The organism is Simiduia curdlanivorans (genome assembly GCF_030409605.1).
GTDB lineage: Bacteria > Pseudomonadota > Gammaproteobacteria > Pseudomonadales > Cellvibrionaceae > Simiduia > Simiduia curdlanivorans.
Genome location: NZ_JAUFQG010000004.1, coordinates 3,001,665 through 3,023,740, shown reverse-complemented (window position 1 = coordinate 3,023,740; position 22,076 = coordinate 3,001,665). Strand labels below are relative to the sequence as shown.

Here is a 22,076-nt window from a genome sequence, read left to right as displayed (position 1 = left end):
TATGACTCTATTGTGGGAGTGAAGTTCCCTAAATCGTTAAAATAATTAAAAAGAGTAAAGTTTGTTAAGCGACGGTTAAGCGGAGTTGGGCTCCATATACGCCTTTATCTGAGCATCCAACGCTTCCCGCGCCCTAAAAATACGCGACCGCACCGTGCCCACAGGGCAGGCCATGATCTCGGCGATCTCCTCGTAGCTCTTGCCATCGATCTCGCGCAGCATAACGGCCGAGCGCAAATCCTCAGGCAGGCCTTCAATGGTTTTAGCAACCAAGGCCTCTAACTCATCTTTGAAGTGTAAGCCCTCGGGGGTGTCTACGTCTTGCATGTAGTCGGCGGCCAAAAACTCCGCATCCTCGGCGTCAACACCCTGCGCCGGTGGCCGCCTAGAGCGGGCGACTAAATAATTCTTCGCCGTATTCACCGCGATTCGAAACAGCCACGTATAAAAGGCGCTATCGCCGCGAAAATTGGGAATAGCACGGTAGGCCTTAATAAAGGACTCTTGCACTACATCATTAACCTCAAAACTGTCTCGAATATAGCGAGAAACAATGGACGCAACTTTATGTTGATACTTGATAACAAGCAGATCAAAAGCGCGCTTATCGCCCTTCTGAACTCGCTCGACAAGCATCTGATCGGTGTTTGGCGCCGGCGCCATAGTTTGCTCCCTAAAACCACATTAAGCGCCGCCCTCATCAGCTAATGCTGGGGCCAACCTTGAGGTACGAAATCAACAACTTTAAGACTTAACCTGCATATTTAACAGTAAGTCTTTGTAATGTTGGGGATTCTGGACAAATTTCAAGGTGAAAACAAGTGATCAACGCTACCGGCCTCGCCCCACCTTTCGCTATAATTCATACCTATTCCTTATTTTATTCACAATTGACTATGACAACACAGCATCAATACGACGTCTTGGTAATTGGCAGTGGTGCCGCCGGCCTGTCCCTCGCTTTGCATTTGGCCGACCAGGCAAAAGTTGCCGTTCTTAGCAAAGGCCAACTGCACGAGGGCTCGACCTGGTTTGCACAAGGAGGCATAGCGGCCGTATTAGACGATCAAGACAGCATTGATGCTCACGTTACCGACACCTTGGCGGCCGGCGGCGGCCTGTGTCATCCAGATGCCGTGCGCTTTACCGTGGAAAGAAGTAAGGCAGCCATTGACTGGCTCATTCACCAAGGTGTGGATTTCACCAAAGACCCTAGCGCCGATAACTACCACCTAACGCAGGAAGGTGGCCACAGCCATAGACGCATTATCCACTCCGCCGACGCCACCGGACGGGCCGTACTCAGCAGCCTAATCGAGCGGGTTAGGGAACATGGCAATATTACCCTGCTGGAAAAATTCATTGCCCTAGACCTGATTTCCCAACCCGACCCCAGTTCGCGCAAGCTGCGCTGCACTGGCGCCTATGTCTATAACCACGGCGATGACCACGTACATGCCTTCCACGCCAAAGCCGTGGTACTTGCCACCGGCGGCGCCAGTAAAGTTTACCTGTATACCTCGAACCCAGATGGCGCCTCAGGCGACGGTATTGCCATGGCTTGGCGCGCCGGCTGTAGAGTTGGCAACATGGAGTTCAACCAATTCCATCCCACCTGCCTTTTTCACCCCAAGGCAAAGTCCTTCCTGATTACGGAGGCGTTGCGCGGTGAAGGTGCACATTTGAAACTGCCTAACGGCCAGCGCTTTATGCACCTGTTCGATCAACGCGAAGAGCTGGCGCCCAGAGACATTGTCGCCCGCGCCATCGACCATGAAATGAAGCGCCTCGGCGCCGACTGCCTGTATTTAGATATCAGCCACAAGCCAGCCGCTTTCATTAGCGAGCACTTTCCCACGGTGAAAGCACGCTGCCTTGAATTTGGTATCGATATCACCAAAGAGCCTATTCCCGTGGTGCCGGCGGCGCATTACACCTGCGGTGGCATTGTGGTTGATGCCAATGGCCAAACAGACCTGATGAACCTCTATGCCATCGGCGAAACGTCGTTTACCGGGCTGCATGGCGCCAATCGCATGGCCTCAAACTCCCTACTTGAGTGCATCGTCTACGCCCAATCCGCAGCGATGGATATCGAAGCAAAATTGACAACTATCCCCTTCGGCAATCCCGCACCCGCCTGGGATGAATCCCGAGTAACGGATTCTGATGAAGATGTTGTCATTTCTCACAACTGGGATGAGCTGCGCCGCTTCATGTGGGATTACGTTGGCATTGTGAGAACCCAGAAACGGTTAGAGCGCGCCACTCATAGAATAAAATTACTCAAGCGCGAAATTGCCGACTATTACAGCAACTACAAAGTGCGCGGCGACCTGATTGAACTGCGCAATCTTGCCATGGTGGCTGAGCTGATTATTCGCTCGGCGATGGAGCGCAAAGAGAGTCGCGGCCTACATTTTTCCTTAGACCACCCAGAAACCGCGCACATAGCGCGGGACACAATTTTGGTGCCAACCAACTTCGCCGCACAAGACATATTCGTCTCTGGCGACCAATAAATTATTGGCGCAACAACAAGCGCAATTTTCTGTGGGTGCCCGCACCCACAGCATCCTGCCATAACCAGACATAGCGCGAGCGGCTCGAGCCCTGACAACGAACTTTTAATACTATCAGCCAAAAGCTAATCAACGCCTCGCCGGTCAGAGTTACTGGACGCCACTGACTGCCAGCACCAAGCCACCACCCCACGTCATTTTTACGCAAATATTGATCGGTAATACCGCGGTTGAGCGGGCTTACAGAAAGATAAACGAGATAGGCAAACAGCGCCAAAATAAAACAACCAAGCGCAATCAGAAGAGCAATGCTTCGTACACTGAAGGTTGCCAGAAGATGATAACCGCTGCCACCAAACCAAAATTCAATGTAGGGGAAAAAGAGTAGAAAAGTAGGCAGCAACACAAGCCCGAGTAAGCTGCCTTTGTAATACTGCTCCTGGCGTGCAGGCGCGAGTGAGATGGCGCTTAACTCAGCTAGGTTGGAGCCCTGTATTGTTGCGAATGATTTCGACAATTTTTAACATTTCCTTGTCTTCCGGGTCCATGCGCTTTAAAAACCAGCCGAACATATCCTGATCCTCAGACTCCAACAGTTTCCAATAGCGCTCTTTGTCCTCTTGAGCAAGGCTGGGATAGACATTATCCAAAAAGGGCAATAAAACCAGATCGAGCTCTAACATTCCCCGGCGACTACCCCAAAACAAGCGATTTCTATCCACTACAACCTCCAACCCAACCTACTCCAGCATGTTTCGGTTAATTCGCGCTTGCCAAAGCGCAAGCGATTGGCATTATAGCGGCCTAGGTTCTGCATTTCACCCGCAACCCACTTCTGATACGGACAATAGTTAAATGATAGACAGCTGGCGGCAATTACTGACAGATAAAGGTGCTGTGATGTCACCTGACGACACGGCGCAGTATTTCACCGCCAACCCCTTCCCATCATCGGAAGCGCCTTGCCTAACCCTACTGAGCGGACTCACCGCCTTTGATCTCGAAGGTCCGGATGCCTACAAATTTCTCCAAGGTCAGATAACCCAAGACACTAAACTGCTTGAAAGAGGATACGGCTTCATCGCAGACCACTGCACACCCAAAGGCCGGGTGCTCGGAACACTCATCGCACTACCGACACACGCAAATGGCGCCCGATTAATTATGCCGGCCAACAATGCCGAAGCTCTTGTCACCAACTTGAAAAAATACTTGGTATTTTCCAAGGCGAGCTTAAACCCCGTGCCGGACACGCAGCTACTTCTCGTTCAAGGTGATCCGTCCGCAAGCAGCCCCTCCCTGCAAAGCGCTTTTGATCACACACAAATACCACAAGAGCGCTGGCAAGCCGCAACATCGGCAAACAATCACTTGTTAAGGCTAAATAGCCGCGACTTGTTAATCAGTGTTGATACTGCAGCGGCCAGCGAGATACTTAAGAGCTGGCGCCCAACCCTGGGCGGCTGGCGCCACTGGCAAAAGTTTCTTATCGAGCAAGGCATAGCTTGGGTAGATGAATCAACACGGGAGCAATTTACACCGCATCATATCAACCACCAATTTATCGACGCCATAAGCTTTAGGAAGGGCTGCTACACGGGGCAAGAAGTGGTCGCCCGCATGCACTACAAAGCGACAGCTAAATCCCATCTATACGGCTTTAAGCTGGAGAGCGAGTCGGCGCCTGAGCTCGGCTGCATTATTAACGCCGATAGCACAGCGGCTGGGAAACTACTCTGGCGAGCCCAGTCAGGCCAAAATGAGTGGCTGATATTGGCAGACCTAAAAATTGATTTGGCCGACAACAATTTGCACTTAGCCACTGAAAAGGCCGAAAAACTCAGTCGATTCGAGCTACCTTATGCTATAAACAAGTAACTTTTATCGCAAATTATTACTCTGGAGTATAGGTATGAGCCAACTGGCCGAAAAAGTGAGTCAAGACATCATTTCAGCGCTTGAGGCCGATCGACTCGTGCTCCCCACCCTACCCGAAGTCGCATTAAGGGTGCGCGAAGTTGCGGAAGATCCCGACGCGAGCATCAATGAGCTCGGCAAAGTCATTGGCAGCGACGCCGCCTTAACTGCTCGGTTAATCAAGGTGGCCAATAGCCCACTACTGCGCGGCAGCAAAGAAATCACCGATCTAAAAATGGCCTTAGCGCGGCTTGGTATTGAATACACATGTAACATCGCCACCGGTTTAGCCATGTCGCAAATGTTCCAAGCCACCACAGACCTAGTCGACAAGCGCATGCGCGAAGTGTGGACCCGTTCGAGTGAAATTGCCGGGATCTGCCATGTGTTATGCAAACACAGAACCAAACTCCGACCCGACCAAGCAACCCTGGCGGGCCTCGTGCATCGCATCGGCGTGCTGCCCATACTGACGTATGCCGAGGAAAACCCAGCGCTCATGCGCGATAGTTTTACCCTCGATACCGTGATAGAGCAGCTGCAAGGCCCGCTCGGCGACAGAATTTTAAAGCGCTGGGACTTTCCCGAACAACTGATCCACATTCCGACTCAGCATGTGCAGTTCGATCGAGATAACAAAGAAGCCGATTATGCCGATATTGTCACCGTTGCCATGCTGCAGAGTTATATGGGTTCGAACCACCCCTTGGCGCAAATTGATTATTCCAGCGTCGCCTCCTTTGCTCGCCTCGGTTTGGATTCAGATATGGAATCAGCGGATGCCGATGATTTAAGTGCCGAAATGGAAGCCGCTATGGCGCTACTTCAATAACGAGCGAGCTTCTCAGCGCCAATTCCGCAACAAAAGCCAATGGTGTTAAATACTTTTGGCTTGTTTATTCGCCCACACGCCAACGAATCGGTGTTTTGCTCCAAGCTGATAACTGCTTATTGGCTTGCTCAAAACAACCCGAACCTAAAAACGCCGAAAAATCTGCGCCAGATTTATAGGCACCCAAAGGGCTTGGGTGCGACGTTTTAATGACCACATGTTTAGCTTGGTCGACGCCGGCACAAAGTTTGTGCGCAAACCTGCCCCAGGCCAAAAATACCACCTTTGAACACTGTTCATTAACGGCGCGCAAACAGCTCTCCGTAAACTCTAACCAGCCCTTCTTCGCATGAGACCCAGCCTTGCCCTCCTCCACCGTTAACGCGGCATTGAGAAGAAACACCCCCTGCTCAGCCCAAGCACTTAAATCACCATTAGCGGAGTGCGCCGAAGCGCCGCTAATCTCTTTAAAAATATTTTTCAAGCTAGGCGGAAGTGCAAGAGACTCCGGCACACTAAAACTTAAGCCGTGCGCCTGCCCAGCGCCGTGATAAGGGTCTTGACCGACAATCACCACTTTTATGGTCGCTAAGGGCGTCATCTCGAAAGCCTTGAACCAATGCACTTGCGCTGGATAGATAACCTTGCCTTGGCTTAGCTCCACCTGTAAAAACTGATCGAGTTTTACCATGGCTGGCGTCGCCAGTGCGGGTTCCATGATACGACGCCAAGATGCATCAATACGACTTAAGTCAAAGCTCATCAAACTGTCTCTGTTTGTAACCTCGAAAAAAAAGCCGCAATGCGGCTTTTAATTAAACAATCACTCATTCTGGTCGCATATGCGGGAAGAGCAATACATCGCGAATCGACGCCGAGTTAGTTAATAACATAACCAAGCGATCGATACCAATTCCCTCGCCGGCTGTGGGCGGCAAGCCGTATTCCAGCGCGCGCACATAATCGGCGTCGTAGTGCATGGCCTCATCATCGCCAGCATCCTTTTCCCGCACCTGCGCCATAAAGCGCTCGGCCTGATCTTCCGCATCGTTAAGTTCGGAGAAACCATTGGCCAATTCACGGCCACCGACAAAAAATTCAAAGCGATCTGTAACAAAGGGGTTGTCGTCGTTACGACGCGCCAAGGGCGATACTTCAGCCGGGTACTCGGTAATAAAAGTCGGCTGAATCAACTTGCTCTCCGTGGTTTCGTCGAAGATTTCAATCTGAACCTTACCTAAACCCCAGGAATCTTTTACAGGGATTTTCAGTGACTTCGCCAAAGCAACAGCGCTGTCTAGCGTGCAAAGTTGATTGGCGGTGATCTGTGGGTTGTGTTTTAAAATGGCATCAACCACAGAGATACGGGTAAACGGCTGAGCAAAATCAAAATCAGTACCCTGATAATTAAACGCGGTAGAGCCCAACACTTCCTGCGCCAACTTGCGCAGCATGTCTTCGGTCAAATCCATTAAATCATTAAAATCAGCATAGGCCTGGTAGAACTCAAGCATGGTGAATTCGGGGTTGTGCCGGGTCGACAAACCTTCGTTGCGGAAATTGCGATTAATTTCATACACTCGCTCAAAGCCACCCACGACCAAACGCTTCAAGTAAAGTTCTGGCGCAATGCGCAAAAACATTTCAACATCTAAGGCGTTGTGATGGGTTTCAAATGGCTTGGCCGACGCGCCACCGGGAATTACGTGCAGCATGGGTGTTTCCACTTCCATGAAATCCGCTTGATTTAAATAATTTCGAATGAAGCTAATCACTTTTGTGCGGGTGCGAAACACATCGCGAACTTCCGGGTTAACCATCAAGTCCACATAGCGCTGGCGATAGCGAATTTCTTGATCACTTAGGCCATGAAATTTATCCGGTAGTGGGCGAAGCGCTTTGGTTAATAGTTCAAACTCGCCTAGATTGACGTACAAATCACCCTTGCCGGATTTATGCAGCTGGCCTTTGACGCCAACCAAATCGCCAATATCCCAAAGGCCCGTTGTATCCTTTAAGGTTTGCTGCGCCGCCTTATCGGCGTACAACTGAATTTGACCGCTGCCATCTTGCAGTACCAGGAAGGGGCCGCGCTTGGCCATCACGCGACCAGCAACCGAGGCAACCAAACCCAAAGTTTCCAACTCCTCCTTGGTTTTATCGCCATGGGCCGCTTGCAATTCAGCAGCGGTATGATCGCGGCGAAAACTGTTTGGGAAGGCATTGCCCTGCTCCCGAATGGCGGCAAGTTTTGCACGGCGCTCGGCGATTAAACGGTTTTCATCGGGTGCGGCGTTGGTTTGGTTGTCGTTACTCATGATGTGAACTCGTTGCTAAATTACAGGCCGGCCTTTAGGCTAGCCTCGATAAATTGATCTAAATCGCCATCCAGTACCGCTTGGCAATTGCTGGTTTGAACGCTGGTGCGCAAATCTTTGATGCGTGAATCATCCAAAACGTAAGAGCGAATCTGACTACCCCAGCCAATATCCGACTTGCCATCTTCGAGCACTTGCTTTTCCGCCGAACGTTTTTGCATTTCCAATTCGTACAAACGGGCGCGTAGCATTTTCCAGGCTTTGTCGCGGTTTTGATGCTGCGAGCGCTCGCTCTGACACTGCACAACCGTATTGGTGGGCACGTGGGTTAAACGCACCGCAGAGTCGGTTTTGTTAACGTGCTGACCACCAGCACCGGAAGCACGATAGGTATCGGTGCGAACATCCGAGGGGTTAATGTCGATCTCAAAATTATCGTCAATTTCCGGGGAAACGAACACAGAGCAAAACGAGGTGTGACGACGATTGCCCGAGTCGAAGGGCGATTTACGCACTAGCCGATGAACACCAGTCTCGGTGCGCAACCAACCAAAAGCGTACTCACCTTCGAAGCAAATGGTGGCACTTTTTATCCCGGCAACATCGCCGGCGGAGGCTTCTTCAAGGGTGGTTTTAAAACCTCTGGCCTCGCCCCAACGCAAATACATGCGCAACACCATTTCGGCCCAATCTTGTGCCTCTGTGCCACCGGAGCCTGATTGAATATCGAGATAGGCATTGTTAGCATCCATATCGCCGGAAAACATGCGCCGAAACTCCAGCACAGACAGCTGCTTTTCGAGCCCGGCAATATCGGCCACTACGGCGTCGACAGAATCTTGATCCTCCTCTTCCGCTGCCATGGCCAAAAGATCGCCGCAATCGGCGACGCCGGCATCGAGGTTTTCAATGGTGCTGACCACCAACTCCAGTGCCGAGCGCTCTTTACCTAAGGCCTGGGCTCGATCCTGGTCATTCCAGACGTTGGGTTCGGCCAGTTCTAATTCGACTTCCGCTAAGCGTTCTTTTTTTTCGGCGTAGTCAAAGGTACCCCCTAAGCACATCAGTACGCGCTTTAAGATCTTTGAGGGCCAATACGTAGGGGTTGATTTCCATGCTATTCCACTGCGTCCATTGGATGGACATTAAATCGAAAGGCGCGGATTGTAACTCAGGCTTAGGGTCTCACCAAGCCCGAATTACCGAGGATTTTCGATAAAAGTCTGTTAACTCAAGGTGTTAAGCAGCCAACCAACCAGTAAAATCTGAGGCAAAGTGTACAGCGGCAGTGCCAGCGCCAAGCGCCAAGATTGGGTCGTGTCTTTGAGCGACATAATCTCTGTGTAGTCCGTCGACACCCCGGCCATCATGAAGGTAAAGGCATTGCCGGGGGCGCTGGCACGGGTCACCAGCTCCGCCGCTAGGGGCGTCGAGCCCTCAGAGCAAACCTCGATAATGGTTGCGGCAACAAGGGTCACGGCCAAACCGAGCAAACTTGGACCGAACCATTGGGCAAATACCGAGACATCCACAAAAGCCCGCACCGCTGCCGCGAGCAACACACCCACAAACAGCCAGCGAATCACCATGGCCGAGCCTTTCAAACCGCCCCATAACAACTCGGGAATAAGGCCAAAGCGCCACTCTATACGCCGCCAGGCTTGAGCAAACTCGGTACGCCAGCGATAGTCAGCCGGTAGTTCCATATGATTTGGATTTGACGCCAACTTGCCCTTCGTCACTAAGCTATCAATCCAAAATCCCGTTACCAAAGCGATCAACAAAGAAAAGAAAATGAAGCACAAGGTCCACTGGAGGCCAATCAACGCCACCATGATGATGGTGAGCGACAGGGAATTCCAAGGCGTGGCGATCAAAAAGGCCATCACTTGACCCAGGCTGGCACCGCGCTTGTAGAGCTGCATGCCCACCATCAACACGCCGTGCGAGCACAGGTCCAACAACAAACCGGCGGCGGTTGCTCTAATAACGCCGGTTTTGCTACCGCCTTGGCCCAGCAGGCCCAAGATTAAGGTTTGAGGCACCACAGCCAATAAGCCAACGAATAGTGCCGCGAGTAACACGCCCCACCACATGGTATTGATCAACTCATACACCGTGTGAGCGGCGATGGACAAAGCGGCATCGTGATCGACACCGACAACAGAGCTAAGCGATAGACCGTACAGCAGAGAAATCAAAAAAAGACCGCCCCACAGCAGGTAGTCGACTCGACCATGGCTGTGTTCAACGTCTGAGGGACAACAGGAACCGGCAGTCGCCTGGCCTTCTGATTGATCAGGTTTTGAGTTCGTGGCGCTCGAGCCACAGCAACTGGCCGACTTGTCGCTGGCCCTAGCGTTAGCCTTGGCTAACTCGGACTTAGATGCCTCACTTGACGATTGATCGCGTCGCGCTTGGTCAGCACAGCAGGATTTATCCACACTCATTGCAAACCTCCGTGAAACTCTTCGCTCGCCAACCGCTCCAAAATTTCGCAGTGATGCTCGCCTCGGCCATCACAACAGGCCCAAAGATTCTCTAAGGTCGCCTCTAACCGCTCTATCTCGCGCTTTTTACTGCGCAACTGGGCCAATTTTTCGCCCACCAGGGCTTTCACTGTGTCGCTGGCGTCTGGGTTACTGCGGTAGAGGTTCAATAATTTGGCCGACTCTTGCACCGAAAAGCCGACGCCACGGGCATGCTGCAAGAAACAAAGGTGATCGAGATTTTCGCGCGAGTAGAGCCGGTAGCCGCTGTCGCTGCGCCCAGAGGCCGCCACTATGCCTTCGGCCTCGTAATAGCGAATCGCCTTAGCGGTTAAGCCGGTAATTTTAGCCACTTCATTGATGTACATAAGCCCCTGCCGTTCATGCTGTAACACAATGAAGCCAGTATTAACCCTTACCTTAGGTTAAGGTCAAGGGTTAAGTCTGAAGGCTAAGACCGAAGACCAAACGCGTAAGGATAAAACCTAGGACGCCGCCATGCGCAGCACTGTGGCAGGCGGTAAATTAACCAAATGGCGACAAGCCCAAAACCCGATAGCGCCGATTAACAGCCCGCTAAACCCAGGAGTCAGTAGCCATATCCAAGGGTGAGGCACCCATTGAATCTTGAATACCAGTGTTTGTAAGGCCCACAACATGGACTCTGCACCTAAGGCGGCAATCAAGCCCGAGAGTAAACCGAGACAGCAGAATTCCACGAATAAACGCTGCCGTAACAAGGTGCGGGTAACGCCCATAGCGCGCAGTAAGCCAAGCTCCTGAATTCGACTATCCATACTGGCGCTAATCGCGGCCACTAGAACCAACAAGGCGGCAACTAAAACCAACCAAAACACCAGTTCAACGGCACCGCTGACCTGGGTAATAACCTGCCGCACCTGCTCGAATATTTTTTCCATTTCGATCACCAGCACAGTGGGATGCTGGGTCAATAAATTGGCGACGAACCGGCCTTGGTCTGAAGGTACGTGTAAACTGGTCATGTACATAGGTGCAAATTGGGCTAAGGCGCCGGGCTGAAACAACACATAAAAATTAGGTTGTAAGGAATCCCAGCGTAAACTGCGTATGCTCTGAACTTCGGCATCCAAGGTTAACCCGCCAATACTGAAAGTCAGCGTATCGCCAAGGGCTAGGTTCATACTCTTGGCCATTTCCTGCTCAACAGAGATGAAAACACCGGGCTTATCCTGCACCCACCACTGGCCCGCCTCGATAATATTTTCTGCGGGCAGTTCGGCGCTCCAACTGAGATTGAGCTCTCGGCTTAAGGCTTCTGGCCCCTCCGGCTCAGCATTGTCCTCTTGCGTTTTATCGTCTTGACTCGCTATGGCCTTACGCGCCCTAGCATCTTCGCCATTAACCTGCGTGATGCGACCGCGAACCAAGGGATAAAGGCCTTTATGTTGCAATTGCTTAGCCGCCAGCAGCTGCTCGAAACTTGCAATTTCCTGGGGGCCTAGATTAACCACGAAGTGATTAGGCGCTTCGGCGGGTAACTGTAAACGCCACTCCTCTATCAAAGAACTGCGCACCAACAATAAGGTTGCCAGCAACATGAGCGCCGTGCCAAACACCACCACCTGCAGGCTTGATTCACCGCCCCGCCGTTTCAGCGACGCAATCGCCAAGCGCCACTGACTACCCAAATTCACCGCGTAACGGCCTAACAACCAAATACCCGCGCGCGCCAGCAGCACAGCGATAACGGCAACCGCCGTCCAAATGGCCATAACAGATGAAGATAAAACGAAAGCGCCGCTGTAAACCCAAAGTAAAAGGAACAATGACACAAGGCCAATGCCTAACTGAGCTAGCTTCGGTGTGGTGGCTATGACCATTTCACGGCGTAACACTTTTATAGGCGCCACTTGCGGCAAAGGCCAGAGTGGCGGCAAGGCAAAGAAAAACAAACACAAGAAACCCGCGAGCACACCCAGCATGGCGGGAAAAAGTGATGGCGCTGGCAAAGAGACCGTCACCAGTTGCGCGATACTTTGGGCAATTAAACTTTGCACCACCAAGCCCAAGATCAAGCCAAACACAGAGGCTAAAAGTGCTAACCAGGCTAATTGCGCTAGATAGAGTTTACGAATCTGTCCACTGACAGCGCCAAGGCTTTTTAACAGCGCCACTTGATCAATATGGCGACTACAAAAACGCTGTGCGGCGATGGCGATAGCGATACCCGCCAACAACACACCAAAAACACTGGCGAGCATTAAAAAACTCCGCGCTGTTTCCAAACTTCTGGCGATTCGTTTTTGTGCGCTCGCCACATCCACCACGCGCTCGTGTACCGACAGCGCGGGCGATAAATCTTTTAAGTATTGATCGATGCTGGGCTTAGAGCCGGCCAGCAACAAACTAAAGGTCGCGCGACTACCTTCTTGTATAACACCGGTTGATGCAAGATCGTCGACATGCATCAGCACCCGAGCACCAAAGTTCATAAAACCTTGATTTCTATCCGGCTCGCTAACCAATACCCGACTGACCACAAGCAATCGTTCACCCACTTCAATGCTTTGCCCAACGGACAATTTAAGCAAGGGAAACAGGCGCGATTCCACCCACACTTCACCGGGGTTAGGCCCTGTAGTATCAAACTTAACTGGGTCATCACCAAAGGGAATCAGCCTAGTTTCAAGTTTGCCAATTAAGGGGTAGTTAGTGCTGACGGCTTTTACCGACGCCAAATGGGAGTGATCGCCGTTAAACACCATTGAAGCGAAACTAATGGTCTGTGCCGTTTTTAATCCAGCGGCATCTGCTTGCACATACCATTGTTCATTGATCGGTTTATTCGAGCGAATTAAGCGATCGGCGGCAATGAAGGCGTGGGATTCAGTTTCCATAGCTTGCTGTAAGCGATCGGTAAAGATGGCAATAGCACTCACCAAGGCAACCGCCATTAAGGTTGCCAGGCCCAATATTCTCACCTCAGGGCTGCGTAAATTCCGATATAACAAACGAATACTTAACATGGCTGGTCCATCAATGCTTCAGCCTGCTGTTCTATCTGCGCAGTGGTGGCCGCGTTTAACTCAACGCCAGCTTCGAGTATCAACTGGTGATGGCAGCGATCGGCCAACCGTTGTTCATGGGTCACTAAAACCAAGGTGGCATTATTTTTAGCGTTAAGCTGAAACAGCAACTCAATAATTTTCGCACCCGTGTGCGCGTCTAAATTGCCCGTCGGCTCATCGGCAAAAAGAATCTTTGGCTCGCTGGCAAAAGCTCTGGCAATAGCGACACGCTGCTGCTCACCACCCGAAAGCTGGGGCGGATAATGGTTAGCTCTATGTTCCAGCCCAACTTGATCTAGGTAAAACTTGGCGCGCTTGGCGGCATCCTTTAAACCCTTGATCTCAAGCGGCAGCATGACATTCTCAAGTGCCGTCAAGCCCGGCATCAACTGGAATGACTGAAACACAAAGCTTAAGGACTCAGAGCGAACCTTAGCACGGCCATCCTCATCAAGTTCGTTTAGGTTCCGCCCGTCCAGGCTGACCGAGCCTTCGCTCGGTATATCTAACCCAGCCAAAATACCCAAGAGTGTCGATTTACCGGAGCCCGAGGCCCCGACAATCGCGAGGCTATCGCCGTCGGCAACACTCACGTTTACACCCGACAAAATACTTAATTCGCCCGCCGAGGTTTGCACGCGCTTATGGATATTTTTAGCCAAAATCATCAACGGGTTCCTATTTAAATGTACTCACTGCAAATCCACAGTTAGCCGCTGCAAGCGGCTGATCAGATACTAAACCTTAATCACAAAACAGTTCATCAAAGCGCAACTCTGCTCATCTAGCGAGGCCTAGGTTATAACGATTTGGCCTTGCATTCGAGAAACGAATTAAGCACAGTAAAGCCTACATACTCAACTTCTACGCTATCTACGATGACCCATACCTTAACAGATTACATTCGCCGTCAATGTGTACTGCTCGCAACCCTGCTACTACTGATCGCAATTCCAAGCTGGGCTGAGCCAGATAACAAAGCATCACTGCCAACACTGTTGGTGTTGGGCGATAGTTTAAGTGCGGGTTATGGGCTCAGCAATCTCGAATCAGGCTGGGTGAATCTGTTGCAAACGGCGCTGGAGCAGGACTATCGCGTGGTCAATGCCAGCATCAGCGGTGAAACGAGCGCCGGCGGCCTAGCCCGTTTGCCGGCACTACTGCAAGCTCACAGCCCTGCCATTCTTATTGTTGAGCTCGGCGGCAATGACGGCCTAAGGGGCTACTCACTTAGCCAACTGCGTAGTCAATTGTCAGATATCATCGGTTTGGCCAAGGCGCAAAACATCGAGGTACTGTTAATGGAGATGCAAATTCCACCCAATTACGGCAAGCGCTACACCGAAAAATTTACCCATCTTTACACTTCTCTTGCCGACGAACATAAAGTGCAATTGATTCCGTTTTTTCTAGCGCAGCTGGCGCTACAAGACGGCATGATGCAAGCAGACGGCATTCACCCCACGGAAGCGGCGCAACCCTTTATGAGAGACGCCGTGATAACCGGCCTAAAAAACCTTAACTTACAGCCGTCAAATAATTAACCATCAGCTGCAAATTACGCTGGCCGCGAAATTCATTGATATCCAATTTAAATACCGCACGAATACGCTGAGCGGCTGCGTTAGGCCACAGCGCTAAGTCCACCCCGAAGGCAATAGCATCAAAACTCTGGGCCGGATTTTGCACCGGCGACAAGGTCATTTTTAAATGTTTAGCGCCGACGATACGCTGTTCACGCAAAATAAAATCACCATCAAAACTGGGCTCCGGAAAATGTTGGCCCCAGGGTCCGGCATTGATTAAGGTTTCGGCAAAAGCTAAGGAATAATCTTGCGAGTCCAATTCTCCGTCGGTAAACATAACCGCCTGCAAATCGGATTCGCTCAACATCGACCGGCATACGCTATCGAAAGCCGATTGAAAACGGGCAAAATCTTCTAACTTCAAACTCAACCCCGCGGCCATCGCATGGCCGCCGAATTTAATAATTAAGCCCGGGTTTAGTACCGCCACGCGATCGAGTGCGTCGCGTAAATGCAGGCCCTGGATAGATCTGCCCGAGCCTTTGATTTCACCGTCGCCGGCCAGCGCGAACAATATCACCGGGCGATGAAAGCGCTCTTTAATACGCGAAGCTAAAATGCCAATCACCCCTTGGTGCCATTGCTCGTGAAACAGGCTGATCCCCCAGGGCTGATCGTCCGTCATGTGCAAGGCACTCAACGCCGCCTCGGCCTCCTTTTGCATAGCTGATTCAATCGAGCGCCGGTCGCGGTTAAAATCATCGAGTTGCTGTGCAATTGCCATGGCCTGATCGGCATTCTGACTGAGTAAACATTGAATACCGAGCGTCATATCATCTAAGCGACCAGCCGCATTCAGTCGCGGCCCCACCGCGAAGCCCATGTCTGAGCTTTGAATGCCTGCCGGGTTGCGCCCAGCCACTTGCAGCAGTGCGGTAATACCAGGTCGACAGGCGCCAGCCTTAATACGTGCTAAACCCTGCCTCACCAGCAATCGATTATTGGCATCAAGCGGTACCACATCGGCCACGGTACCCAAGGCAACCAGATCCAAAAATTGCGCCATATTGGGTTCGGCTATTCCTTGTGCGGTGAACCAGTTACGGGCTTTCAAGGTCGTGCGCAATTTACTCATCACGTAAAAAATAACACCCACGCCCGCCAAGTTTTTACTTAAGAATTCACAGCCATGCTGATTCGGGTTAACAATGGCGTCGGCCACTGGCGTCTCATCGGCGGGCAAATGGTGATCAGTGATAACGAGTTTTATACCCGCATCCTTTACCGCTTTAGCGCCGGCGATACTCGATATCCCGTTATCGACGGTAACGATCACATCGGGCGCGAAGGACTTTGCCACTTCGACAATTTCCGGCGTTAAGCCATAGCCAAAATCAAAGCGATTGGGCACCAAAAAATCAACCCAATGGGCACCCATGGATTGCAGCGCCAACACAGCTAAAGCCGAACTGGTTGCCCCGTCGGCATCAAAGTCACCGACGATCAAAATGCGCTGCTGCGTTGCTATGGCCTCAGCCAGTACAGCCACGGCAGCATCAATGCCCAGCATGGCGGGTGGCATCAACTGTGCAAGTTGGGTCGGTAAATCATCCTCCGAGACGGCACCACGAGCGCCGTAAATACGTTGTAGTACCTTAGGCATAGAAGAGGAAAAACGAAGCGAATCGAAATTGACCGCGCGCTGGCGAATATCCATACATTGTTACCTTTGCAATAGCGGCAGGATAACACGATTGGGGCAAAGCCAGTTCTCTGCCACTCGACTACACTGGACCCTTAACCCTTTACGCGTCCAATACACATAGCCAACAGCTAGGATGAACAACAGATGACCGCCATTATTCGAGTAACTCCCAATGCTGGGGATATTAGCCATGGGCCTATCGCCTCTGCAAAAGTACTGCAAGGTAAACCGAACAGCACCACCGCGCATCAATTCACTAACAGCCAGAATAATTTTCATTGCGGTGTATGGTCTTCAGACGCGGGTAAATGGACACTGAACTACACCGAGGATGAGTTTTGCTACATTATTGACGGCGAGGCGATCATTACCGATCAAAACGGGGTGGGAGAAAAATTGACCAAGGGCGATGCCTTTGTGGTGCCCGCCGGTTTCTCGGGCACCTGGGAAACCATAAATAGCGTGCAGAAGTTTTATGCTATTTACGAGAAAGCAGAATAAAAAACATCCATCAAAATTACTGAACTTAGCGAGGTTTGCGCGCTTTGCGGCGAGCCTCAGCCTGATTCCAACGGCGCTGTTGATCCTCGGTGTTCACCGCAAGTTTTTCAACCGGAATGGCCTTGCCCTGTGCGTCAATGGCCACCATGGTAAAGTAGCTGGTATTGGTATGGCGTACAACGCCGGTTTCTAAATTTTCTGAAATTACTTTAATGCCAATTTCCATGGAGCTGGTACCGGTGTAATTCACCGACGCTAACAGTGTTAACAGCTCGCCAATGGCAATGGGCTCTTTAAATAGCACGTTATCCACCGATAAAGTCACCACGTAAGAACCGCAGTAGCGAATGGCGGCGGTATAGGCCACCTTATCCAGTAATTTCAGCAGTTCGCCGCCGTGCATTTTACCGCCAAAGTTACTCATCTCTGGCGTCACTAGCACGGACATTTCGGTGGTATGCGTTCTCACTATATCGCCCCTTTTATTGCACTAAAACCACACTATTTCGCACCTAGCTCAAGGTAAAGATAAAAGCGGGAGCCGTAGCTTCCAGCTCTTATTTTCGTGTATTGGTTGCGACAAATTTTTGCACGGCATGAATATCATTAGCCAAAACTTCATAGCGCTCTTCGCGCTCAAACAAATCCTGCATATGGTGCGGCAAAGCTGGCTCTTGACCCTGCCCCGCTTTCATAACCGCCTCAGGGAATTTGGCCGGATGCGCCGTGGCGAGGCAAACTACCGGCGTCGATTGATTGCTGCGATTCGACCTTGCAGCCTGAACACCGATGGCTGTGTGCGGGTCTAACAAGTAACCGGTGCGCTCAAATACAGTCTGAATTACCGTCAACATTTCCTCGTCACCTAAGCGATAACTGGAGAAAAGTGATCGCGCTTTTACCATGGCTTCAGCTGAAAGCGTCATAGTGCCGCTTTTAAACTGCGTCATCAGTTCCGTGATGGCCGCGCCGTCGCGGTCGTACAGATCGAACAGCAAGCGCTCGAAATTAGACGACACCATAATATCCATGCTAGGCGACAAGCTATGCACTAAGGGTTGCTTGGAGTGATCATTGGCGCTGATACAGCGGTGCAGGATATCGTTAGCATTGGTGGCAATAATTAGCTGCTCAATTGGCAAGCCCATCTTGCTGGCTAGGTAACCGGCAAAAATATCGCCAAAGTTTCCGGTGGGCACAGAGAAAGACACAGCCCGATGGGGGCCGCCGAGCGCCAAGGAGGCATAAAAATAGTAGACAATTTGCGCCATAATGCGCGCCCAGTTAATGGAGTTGACCGCCACTAACTGCCTGCCTTCCGGCAAAAAAGATTGATCGGCAAAACTGGCTTTCACCATATTTTGGCAATCGTCAAAATTACCTTCGAGAGCAATGTTATGAACATTTTTAGCCAGTACCGTGGTCATCTGGCGACGCTGCACATCGGAAACGCGCTTATGCGGGTGCAAAATAAAAATGTCGATATTATCGCAGCGGCTGCAACCTTCAATGGCAGCCGAGCCAGTATCGCCAGAGGTTGCACCCATCACCACCACTTTTTGTTTGCGCTTGGCGAGAATGTGATCCAGCAAATGCCCCAAAAATTGCAGCGCAAAATCTTTAAATGCCAGCGTTGGGCCCTGGAACAATTCCAGAATCCACTCGTTATGGCCGGTTTGCACTAGCGGTGCAATGGCATCGTGACGAAAACTTGCATAGGCTTTTTCAATAATTGCCTTGAGCTCGGCATCACTTAATGCGCCATCGACAAAGGGTTTAATAATTTCAAACGCCAAGGCCTGATAAGACAGCCCCGCCCAAGAGGCGATGGTTGCCGTATCAAATACCGGTAGCGTTTCCGGAACATAGAGACCGCCGTCGCTGGCCAACCCCGTCAGTACTGCATCTTCAAAATTAAGTGCGGGCGCTTGCCCGCGAGTGCTTATGTATTTCACAATCTAATCCAAAAAATATCGTAAGGTGCTAGCGAAAAATCAACCCAAAGACTCAACCCGTATATGGGTGACTTCACCATGAATTACGCTTAGCGCTTCAATTTTTTCTATTGCATTCATTAACTGGCGCTCGATGGCGCGGCTGGTTAATAAAATAAGCGGAACCTGTGGCGCGTCTTGTTGCGGCTCCTTTTGAATCAGTGCTTCAACGCTAATATTGGCATCGGCCAATATGGTGGAAATTTGCGCTAGCACACCTGGGCGATCTTCCGCGAGTAGACGCAGGTAGTAAGCCGTTTCAACGTCGCTTTGCGGCAAAATGTTCGGGCTTTTATTTTGCCCCTGCGGATGAAAACCCAGTGCCGGCACACGATGTTCAAACGCTACGGTTAAACTTCGCGCTAAATCGACGATATCGGCTACCACTGCCGATGCCGTTGGCTCGGCGCCAGCACCAGCGCCGTAGTAAAGCGTTGAACCAACGGCATCGCCTTTCACCAACACCGCATTCATCACACCATCGACGTTGGCGATTAAACGCTTTTCTGGAATCATGGTTGGATGTACGCGCAACTCGATGCCAGCCGCAGTTTGTTTGGCGATCCCCAAATGCTTAATGCGGTAACCTAGCTCTTGCGCATAGGCCACGTCTTCTGGGGCTATCTTGCTGATGCCTTCGGTAAACACCTTGTCAAATTGCAGCGGCATACCGAACGCCAAAGACGCGAGGATAACCAGCTTATGGGCGGCATCAATGCCTTCCACATCGAAGGTTGGGTCGGCTTCGGCATAGCCCAATTCCTGCGCCTCTTGCAGAACGTCGTCGAAGGCGCGGCCCTTGTCGCGCATTTCGGTGAGAATAAAGTTACCAGTACCGTTAATGATACCCGCCAACCACTCGATGCGATTACCTGCCAAGCCTTCCCGCAGCGCTTTAATGATGGGGATACCACCAGCTACAGCCGCCTCGAACGCCACACTCACGCCCTGCTCGGCAGCGCGCGCGAAGATTTCATTGCCGTGTTCGGCAATGAGCGCTTTGTTGGCAGTAACCACCTGCTTGCCATTGGCGATCGCCTCAAGCACCAGCTCTTTGGCCACCGTGGTGCCGCCAATCAATTCCACCACAATATCGACCTCGGGGTTTCTAACCACCTCGAAGATATCCGTTGCCACGGCCGTTTGCGCTAGGTCACACGCGCTATTTCCGCGCCGAGTACCCACCTGAATAATGTCAATTTCTACACCGGCTCTAGCGCTAATATCGCGCTTATTGCGTGTTAAAACGTTAAATGTGCCACCACCAACAGTACCAAGGCCACAAATGCCAACTTTCACCGGTTTCAAAATTACTTCCTCTGAATAGCGAAAAGCGCAAACAAATGTTGCGCTAGAATGAGATGTTTCGGGTTATTCTTGCAAAAAGACGGCAACCTTACTGATCCCTAACTGAACTGTCAATTAGGGATTCTGCGGCCTACGCGGGTTTATTGACGCTAGGAATCTAGCCCCAGCGCCTCGAGCAGTACATCGCTGGTGCGATAGCCGGAAATTAACTCGCCAGACTCCAAAAAGATGGCCGGCGTTCCCCTCACACCAATGCTCGAACCAAACTCATACTGCTTTGCGATGGGGTTTTGCGGACAGACGGCGCTCTGAATATCGAGGCCGCTTTTCAAGCGTGTCAGGGTGCCTTGCTGATCATCCGAACACCAAGCGCGCGCGAGTTTGTTATACGACTCAGAGCGCAAACCGGCGCGGGGATAGGCCAAGTAGCGAACTTCAACGCCAGCCGCATTCAATGCCGGCACCTCTTGGTGCAGCTTGCGACAGAAACCACAATCTACGTCGGTAAAGACATAGATAGCGCCGCGGGTTTTACCCTTTGCCGGGTAAACAATCATGTCCTTATTATCCAAGGCCGCTAACTTAGGCTTGCGATCTTTCTGCATTTCAAGCTCGCCCACATCGATGAGGCGCCCGCCTTGAATACGGTACAGATCGCCGGCAATAAACAAATCGCCAGCAACATCGGTGTAAACCACGGGCCCATTGGCCAATTTAACGGCATAAATACCCGGAAACGGGCCCAGTGTGACACCCTCAACGGCCATGTGAGGGACAGCGGCCGATATTTTCGCGGTCAATCGCGCCTCAATTTCAGGCGAAAGTTTAGCAATACCCGTGGCCAACTGAGCACTGACACCCATAGATGCCAGCACTGAAACGACTGCAATAACGCCCTTCACTTTTTTTAACATGTCATACCTATATGCGTATTAATTCCAACTGGAGCCGATCATAACTAAATCACTCGCAACATGCAGCGACCAGCGCGGGTTTTATGACCGAAGGTTTACTATCGCGCTGCGCTCTAGCCCCTTGGATGGTGCTGGGCGTGCAAATGTTTCATGCGCTCTTGCGCCACATGGGTATAAATTTGCGTGGTCGACAAATCTGAGTGACCAAGCAACAGCTGCACCACCCTAAGATCGGCGCCGTGATTGATGAGATGGGTGGCGAAAGCGTGCCTGAGAGTGTGGGGCGACAAGGGCTTTTCAATGCCGGCCAGCTTGGCGCACAGCTTAATGCGATGCCAAAAGGTCTGGCGCGTCATCTGTTGGGCGCGATTACTGGGAAAAAGCACTTCACTTTGCACCCCACCCAATAATAAGCCGCGCCCATCTCGCACATAGGTCGCCAGCCAATTCATCGCCTCATCGCCTAGGGGCACCAAGCGCTCCTTCGAGCCTTTGCCAAATACCCGAACGACGCCCTGGCGCAAATTAACTTGTGACAGCGTTAAACCCACTAGCTCGCTGACCCGCAATCCGGTTGCGTATAACACTTCGAGCATACAGCGATCGCGCAGACCAATGGCGTCGTCAGTATCAGGCGCCGCCAACAAAGCCTCCACATCGGCCTCAGAAAGACTTTTAGGCAGTGGCCGCCCTAGCTTGGGACTGTCGATTAAAGCGGTAGGATCGACCTTCAACTGGCCTTCGCGCACTTGATAACTGTAAAAACTGCGCAGGCAAGAAAGCTGCCGAGCAATAGAGCGGGCGCTGGCGCCCTGTTCGAACTTATGGCTAAAAAAGCGCTGGATATCGGCGTCGTCAGCGCACAGAAGTTCCTGCTGAAAGTGCGTGGCAAACTGGGTTAAATCGCGGCGGTAGGCTTCGAGCGTGTGATCACTAAGCCCCTTCTCCATCCACAAACCATCTAAAAACTGCTCGATAATATCCAAACCTAACACCCTAT

Annotated in this window: 21 protein-coding genes; 5 read left to right on the top strand and 16 right to left on the bottom strand. The window is 51.5% G+C overall.

Annotated elements, in window-relative coordinates; genetic code table 11:
- Positions 1 to 75: 75 nt before the first annotated feature.
- Positions 76 to 663 (bottom strand): RNA polymerase sigma factor RpoE, encoded by a 588-nt coding sequence (gene rpoE, locus QWY82_RS13400; protein ID WP_290263185.1) that lies wholly within the window; start codon positions 661 to 663, stop codon positions 76 to 78.
- 233 nt (positions 664 to 896) lie between these two features.
- Here rpoE and nadB point away from each other — a divergent pair, with 233 nt between their 5' ends.
- A complete protein-coding gene (gene nadB / locus QWY82_RS13395; RefSeq protein WP_290263183.1) occupies positions 897 to 2,522 on the top strand; it encodes an L-aspartate oxidase in 1,626 nt (541 codons plus the stop codon).
- 1 nt (position 2,523) lies between these two features.
- Here nadB and QWY82_RS13390 read toward each other — a convergent pair whose 3' ends face one another.
- Both QWY82_RS13390 and QWY82_RS13385 read right to left on the bottom strand, forming a co-directional pair.
- Entirely contained in the window at positions 2,524 to 3,039 is a 516-nt protein-coding gene (locus tag QWY82_RS13390; RefSeq protein WP_290263182.1) for a protein YgfX, read from the bottom strand.
- A complete protein-coding gene (locus tag QWY82_RS13385) occupies positions 2,996 to 3,244 on the bottom strand; it encodes an FAD assembly factor SdhE (protein ID WP_290263180.1) in 249 nt (82 codons plus the stop codon). The genes QWY82_RS13390 and QWY82_RS13385 overlap by 44 nt, the downstream gene beginning before the upstream one ends.
- Positions 3,245 to 3,422: 178 nt before the next feature.
- Between QWY82_RS13385 and ygfZ the strand changes: the two genes are divergently transcribed.
- Both ygfZ and QWY82_RS13375 read left to right on the top strand, forming a co-directional pair.
- Positions 3,423 to 4,400 (top strand): CAF17-like 4Fe-4S cluster assembly/insertion protein YgfZ, encoded by a 978-nt coding sequence (ygfZ, locus tag QWY82_RS13380; protein ID WP_290263176.1) that lies wholly within the window; start codon positions 3,423 to 3,425, stop codon positions 4,398 to 4,400.
- A 34-nt stretch (positions 4,401 to 4,434) separates the two neighbouring features.
- Complete coding sequence (locus QWY82_RS13375) at positions 4,435 to 5,271, top strand: HDOD domain-containing protein (protein ID WP_290263174.1); 837 nt, start codon at positions 4,435 to 4,437, stop codon at positions 5,269 to 5,271.
- 64 nt (positions 5,272 to 5,335) lie between these two features.
- Here the strand turns inward: QWY82_RS13375 and ung are convergent, their stop codons facing one another.
- From ung to QWY82_RS13340, 7 genes are all read right to left on the bottom strand, one after another.
- The gene (gene ung, locus QWY82_RS13370) at positions 5,336 to 6,034 is read right to left on the bottom strand and encodes a uracil-DNA glycosylase (RefSeq protein WP_290263172.1); all 699 of its coding nucleotides are present in this window, start codon (positions 6,032 to 6,034) and stop codon (positions 5,336 to 5,338) included.
- A gap of 64 nt (positions 6,035 to 6,098) precedes the next feature.
- Positions 6,099 to 7,589, bottom strand: coding sequence for a lysine--tRNA ligase (gene lysS / locus QWY82_RS13365; protein WP_290263169.1), 1,491 nt, complete (start codon positions 7,587 to 7,589; stop codon positions 6,099 to 6,101).
- Between the two features lie 20 nt (positions 7,590 to 7,609).
- Positions 7,610 to 8,705, bottom strand: a protein-coding gene (gene prfB / locus QWY82_RS13360) for a peptide chain release factor 2 (protein ID WP_290263168.1) whose coding sequence is annotated in 2 segments (ribosomal slippage) — positions 7,610 to 8,632 and positions 8,634 to 8,705 — 1,095 coding nt in all. Because the reading frame shifts where the segments join, the coding sequence is not laid out codon by codon here.
- Between the two features lie 110 nt (positions 8,706 to 8,815).
- A complete protein-coding gene (locus QWY82_RS13355) occupies positions 8,816 to 10,039 on the bottom strand; it encodes a permease (RefSeq protein WP_290263166.1) in 1,224 nt (407 codons plus the stop codon).
- Positions 10,036 to 10,473, bottom strand: coding sequence for a MerR family transcriptional regulator (locus QWY82_RS13350; protein WP_290263164.1), 438 nt, complete (start codon positions 10,471 to 10,473; stop codon positions 10,036 to 10,038). Before QWY82_RS13350 ends, QWY82_RS13355 begins: the two co-directional genes overlap by 4 nt.
- A gap of 90 nt (positions 10,474 to 10,563) precedes the next feature.
- Positions 10,564 to 13,086 (bottom strand): ABC transporter permease, encoded by a 2,523-nt coding sequence (locus tag QWY82_RS13345; RefSeq protein ID WP_290263163.1) that lies wholly within the window; start codon positions 13,084 to 13,086, stop codon positions 10,564 to 10,566.
- Positions 13,080 to 13,796 (bottom strand): ABC transporter ATP-binding protein, encoded by a 717-nt coding sequence (locus QWY82_RS13340; RefSeq protein ID WP_290263161.1) that lies wholly within the window; start codon positions 13,794 to 13,796, stop codon positions 13,080 to 13,082. Before QWY82_RS13340 ends, QWY82_RS13345 begins: the two co-directional genes overlap by 7 nt.
- Positions 13,797 to 14,006: 210 nt before the next feature.
- On the opposite strand from QWY82_RS13340, the gene QWY82_RS13335 reads away from it, so the two are divergent.
- Positions 14,007 to 14,672 (top strand): arylesterase, encoded by a 666-nt coding sequence (locus QWY82_RS13335; protein WP_290263160.1) that lies wholly within the window; start codon positions 14,007 to 14,009, stop codon positions 14,670 to 14,672.
- Here the strand turns inward: QWY82_RS13335 and recJ are convergent.
- On the bottom strand, positions 14,647 to 16,371 hold the full coding sequence (gene recJ / locus QWY82_RS13330) for a single-stranded-DNA-specific exonuclease RecJ (RefSeq protein WP_290263158.1): 1,725 nt from the start codon (positions 16,369 to 16,371) through the stop codon (positions 14,647 to 14,649). The genes QWY82_RS13335 and recJ overlap by 26 nt on opposite strands.
- Before the next feature lie 132 nt (positions 16,372 to 16,503).
- Here recJ and QWY82_RS13325 point away from each other — a divergent pair, with 132 nt between their 5' ends.
- Positions 16,504 to 16,860, top strand: coding sequence for a cupin domain-containing protein (locus tag QWY82_RS13325; RefSeq protein WP_290263156.1), 357 nt, complete (start codon positions 16,504 to 16,506; stop codon positions 16,858 to 16,860).
- A 25-nt stretch (positions 16,861 to 16,885) separates the two neighbouring features.
- Here the strand turns inward: QWY82_RS13325 and QWY82_RS13320 are convergent, their stop codons facing one another.
- The 5 genes from QWY82_RS13320 to xerD all read right to left on the bottom strand — a co-directional run bounded on the left by QWY82_RS13320 (position 16,886) and on the right by xerD (position 22,026).
- Positions 16,886 to 17,329, bottom strand: coding sequence for an acyl-CoA thioesterase (locus QWY82_RS13320; RefSeq protein WP_290263154.1), 444 nt, complete (start codon positions 17,327 to 17,329; stop codon positions 16,886 to 16,888).
- 88 nt (positions 17,330 to 17,417) lie between these two features.
- Positions 17,418 to 18,815, bottom strand: a complete 1,398-nt coding sequence (gene thrC, locus QWY82_RS13315; protein WP_290263152.1) for a threonine synthase — start codon at positions 18,813 to 18,815, stop codon at positions 17,418 to 17,420.
- Between the two features lie 39 nt (positions 18,816 to 18,854).
- On the bottom strand, positions 18,855 to 20,162 hold the full coding sequence (locus QWY82_RS13310; RefSeq protein WP_290263151.1) for a homoserine dehydrogenase: 1,308 nt from the start codon (positions 20,160 to 20,162) through the stop codon (positions 18,855 to 18,857).
- A gap of 149 nt (positions 20,163 to 20,311) precedes the next feature.
- Complete coding sequence (locus QWY82_RS13305; protein WP_290263149.1) at positions 20,312 to 21,076, bottom strand: DsbC family protein; 765 nt, start codon at positions 21,074 to 21,076, stop codon at positions 20,312 to 20,314.
- Positions 21,077 to 21,189: 113 nt separating this feature from the next.
- On the bottom strand, positions 21,190 to 22,026 hold the full coding sequence (gene xerD, locus QWY82_RS13300) for a site-specific tyrosine recombinase XerD (protein WP_380736569.1): 837 nt from the start codon (positions 22,024 to 22,026) through the stop codon (positions 21,190 to 21,192).
- Positions 22,027 to 22,076 lie beyond the last annotated feature (50 nt).

What these genes read in the sequence shown, in the direction of transcription:
- rpoE (WP_290263185.1), bottom strand. Translation starts at nt 663, where the DNA reads ATGGCGCCGGCGCCAAACACCGATCAGATGCTTGTCGAGCGAGTTCAG.
- nadB (WP_290263183.1), top strand. Translation starts at nt 897, where the DNA reads ATGACAACACAGCATCAATACGACGTCTTGGTAATTGGCAGTGGTGCC.
- ygfZ (WP_290263176.1), top strand. Translation starts at nt 3,423, where the DNA reads ATGTCACCTGACGACACGGCGCAGTATTTCACCGCCAACCCCTTCCCA.
- QWY82_RS13375 (WP_290263174.1), top strand. Translation starts at nt 4,435, where the DNA reads ATGAGCCAACTGGCCGAAAAAGTGAGTCAAGACATCATTTCAGCGCTT.
- ung (WP_290263172.1), bottom strand. Translation starts at nt 6,034, where the DNA reads ATGAGCTTTGACTTAAGTCGTATTGATGCATCTTGGCGTCGTATCATG.
- lysS (WP_290263169.1), bottom strand. Translation starts at nt 7,589, where the DNA reads ATGAGTAACGACAACCAAACCAACGCCGCACCCGATGAAAACCGTTTA.
- QWY82_RS13355 (WP_290263166.1), bottom strand. Translation starts at nt 10,039, where the DNA reads ATGAGTGTGGATAAATCCTGCTGTGCTGACCAAGCGCGACGCGATCAA.
- QWY82_RS13345 (WP_290263163.1), bottom strand. Translation starts at nt 13,086, where the DNA reads ATGTTAAGTATTCGTTTGTTATATCGGAATTTACGCAGCCCTGAGGTG.
- QWY82_RS13340 (WP_290263161.1), bottom strand. Translation starts at nt 13,796, where the DNA reads ATGATTTTGGCTAAAAATATCCATAAGCGCGTGCAAACCTCGGCGGGC.
- QWY82_RS13335 (WP_290263160.1), top strand. Translation starts at nt 14,007, where the DNA reads ATGACCCATACCTTAACAGATTACATTCGCCGTCAATGTGTACTGCTC.
- recJ (WP_290263158.1), bottom strand. Translation starts at nt 16,371, where the DNA reads ATGGATATTCGCCAGCGCGCGGTCAATTTCGATTCGCTTCGTTTTTCC.
- QWY82_RS13325 (WP_290263156.1), top strand. Translation starts at nt 16,504, where the DNA reads ATGACCGCCATTATTCGAGTAACTCCCAATGCTGGGGATATTAGCCAT.
- QWY82_RS13305 (WP_290263149.1), bottom strand. Translation starts at nt 21,076, where the DNA reads ATGTTAAAAAAAGTGAAGGGCGTTATTGCAGTCGTTTCAGTGCTGGCA.
- xerD (WP_380736569.1), bottom strand. Translation starts at nt 22,026, where the DNA reads ATGGAGAAGGGGCTTAGTGATCACACGCTCGAAGCCTACCGCCGCGAT.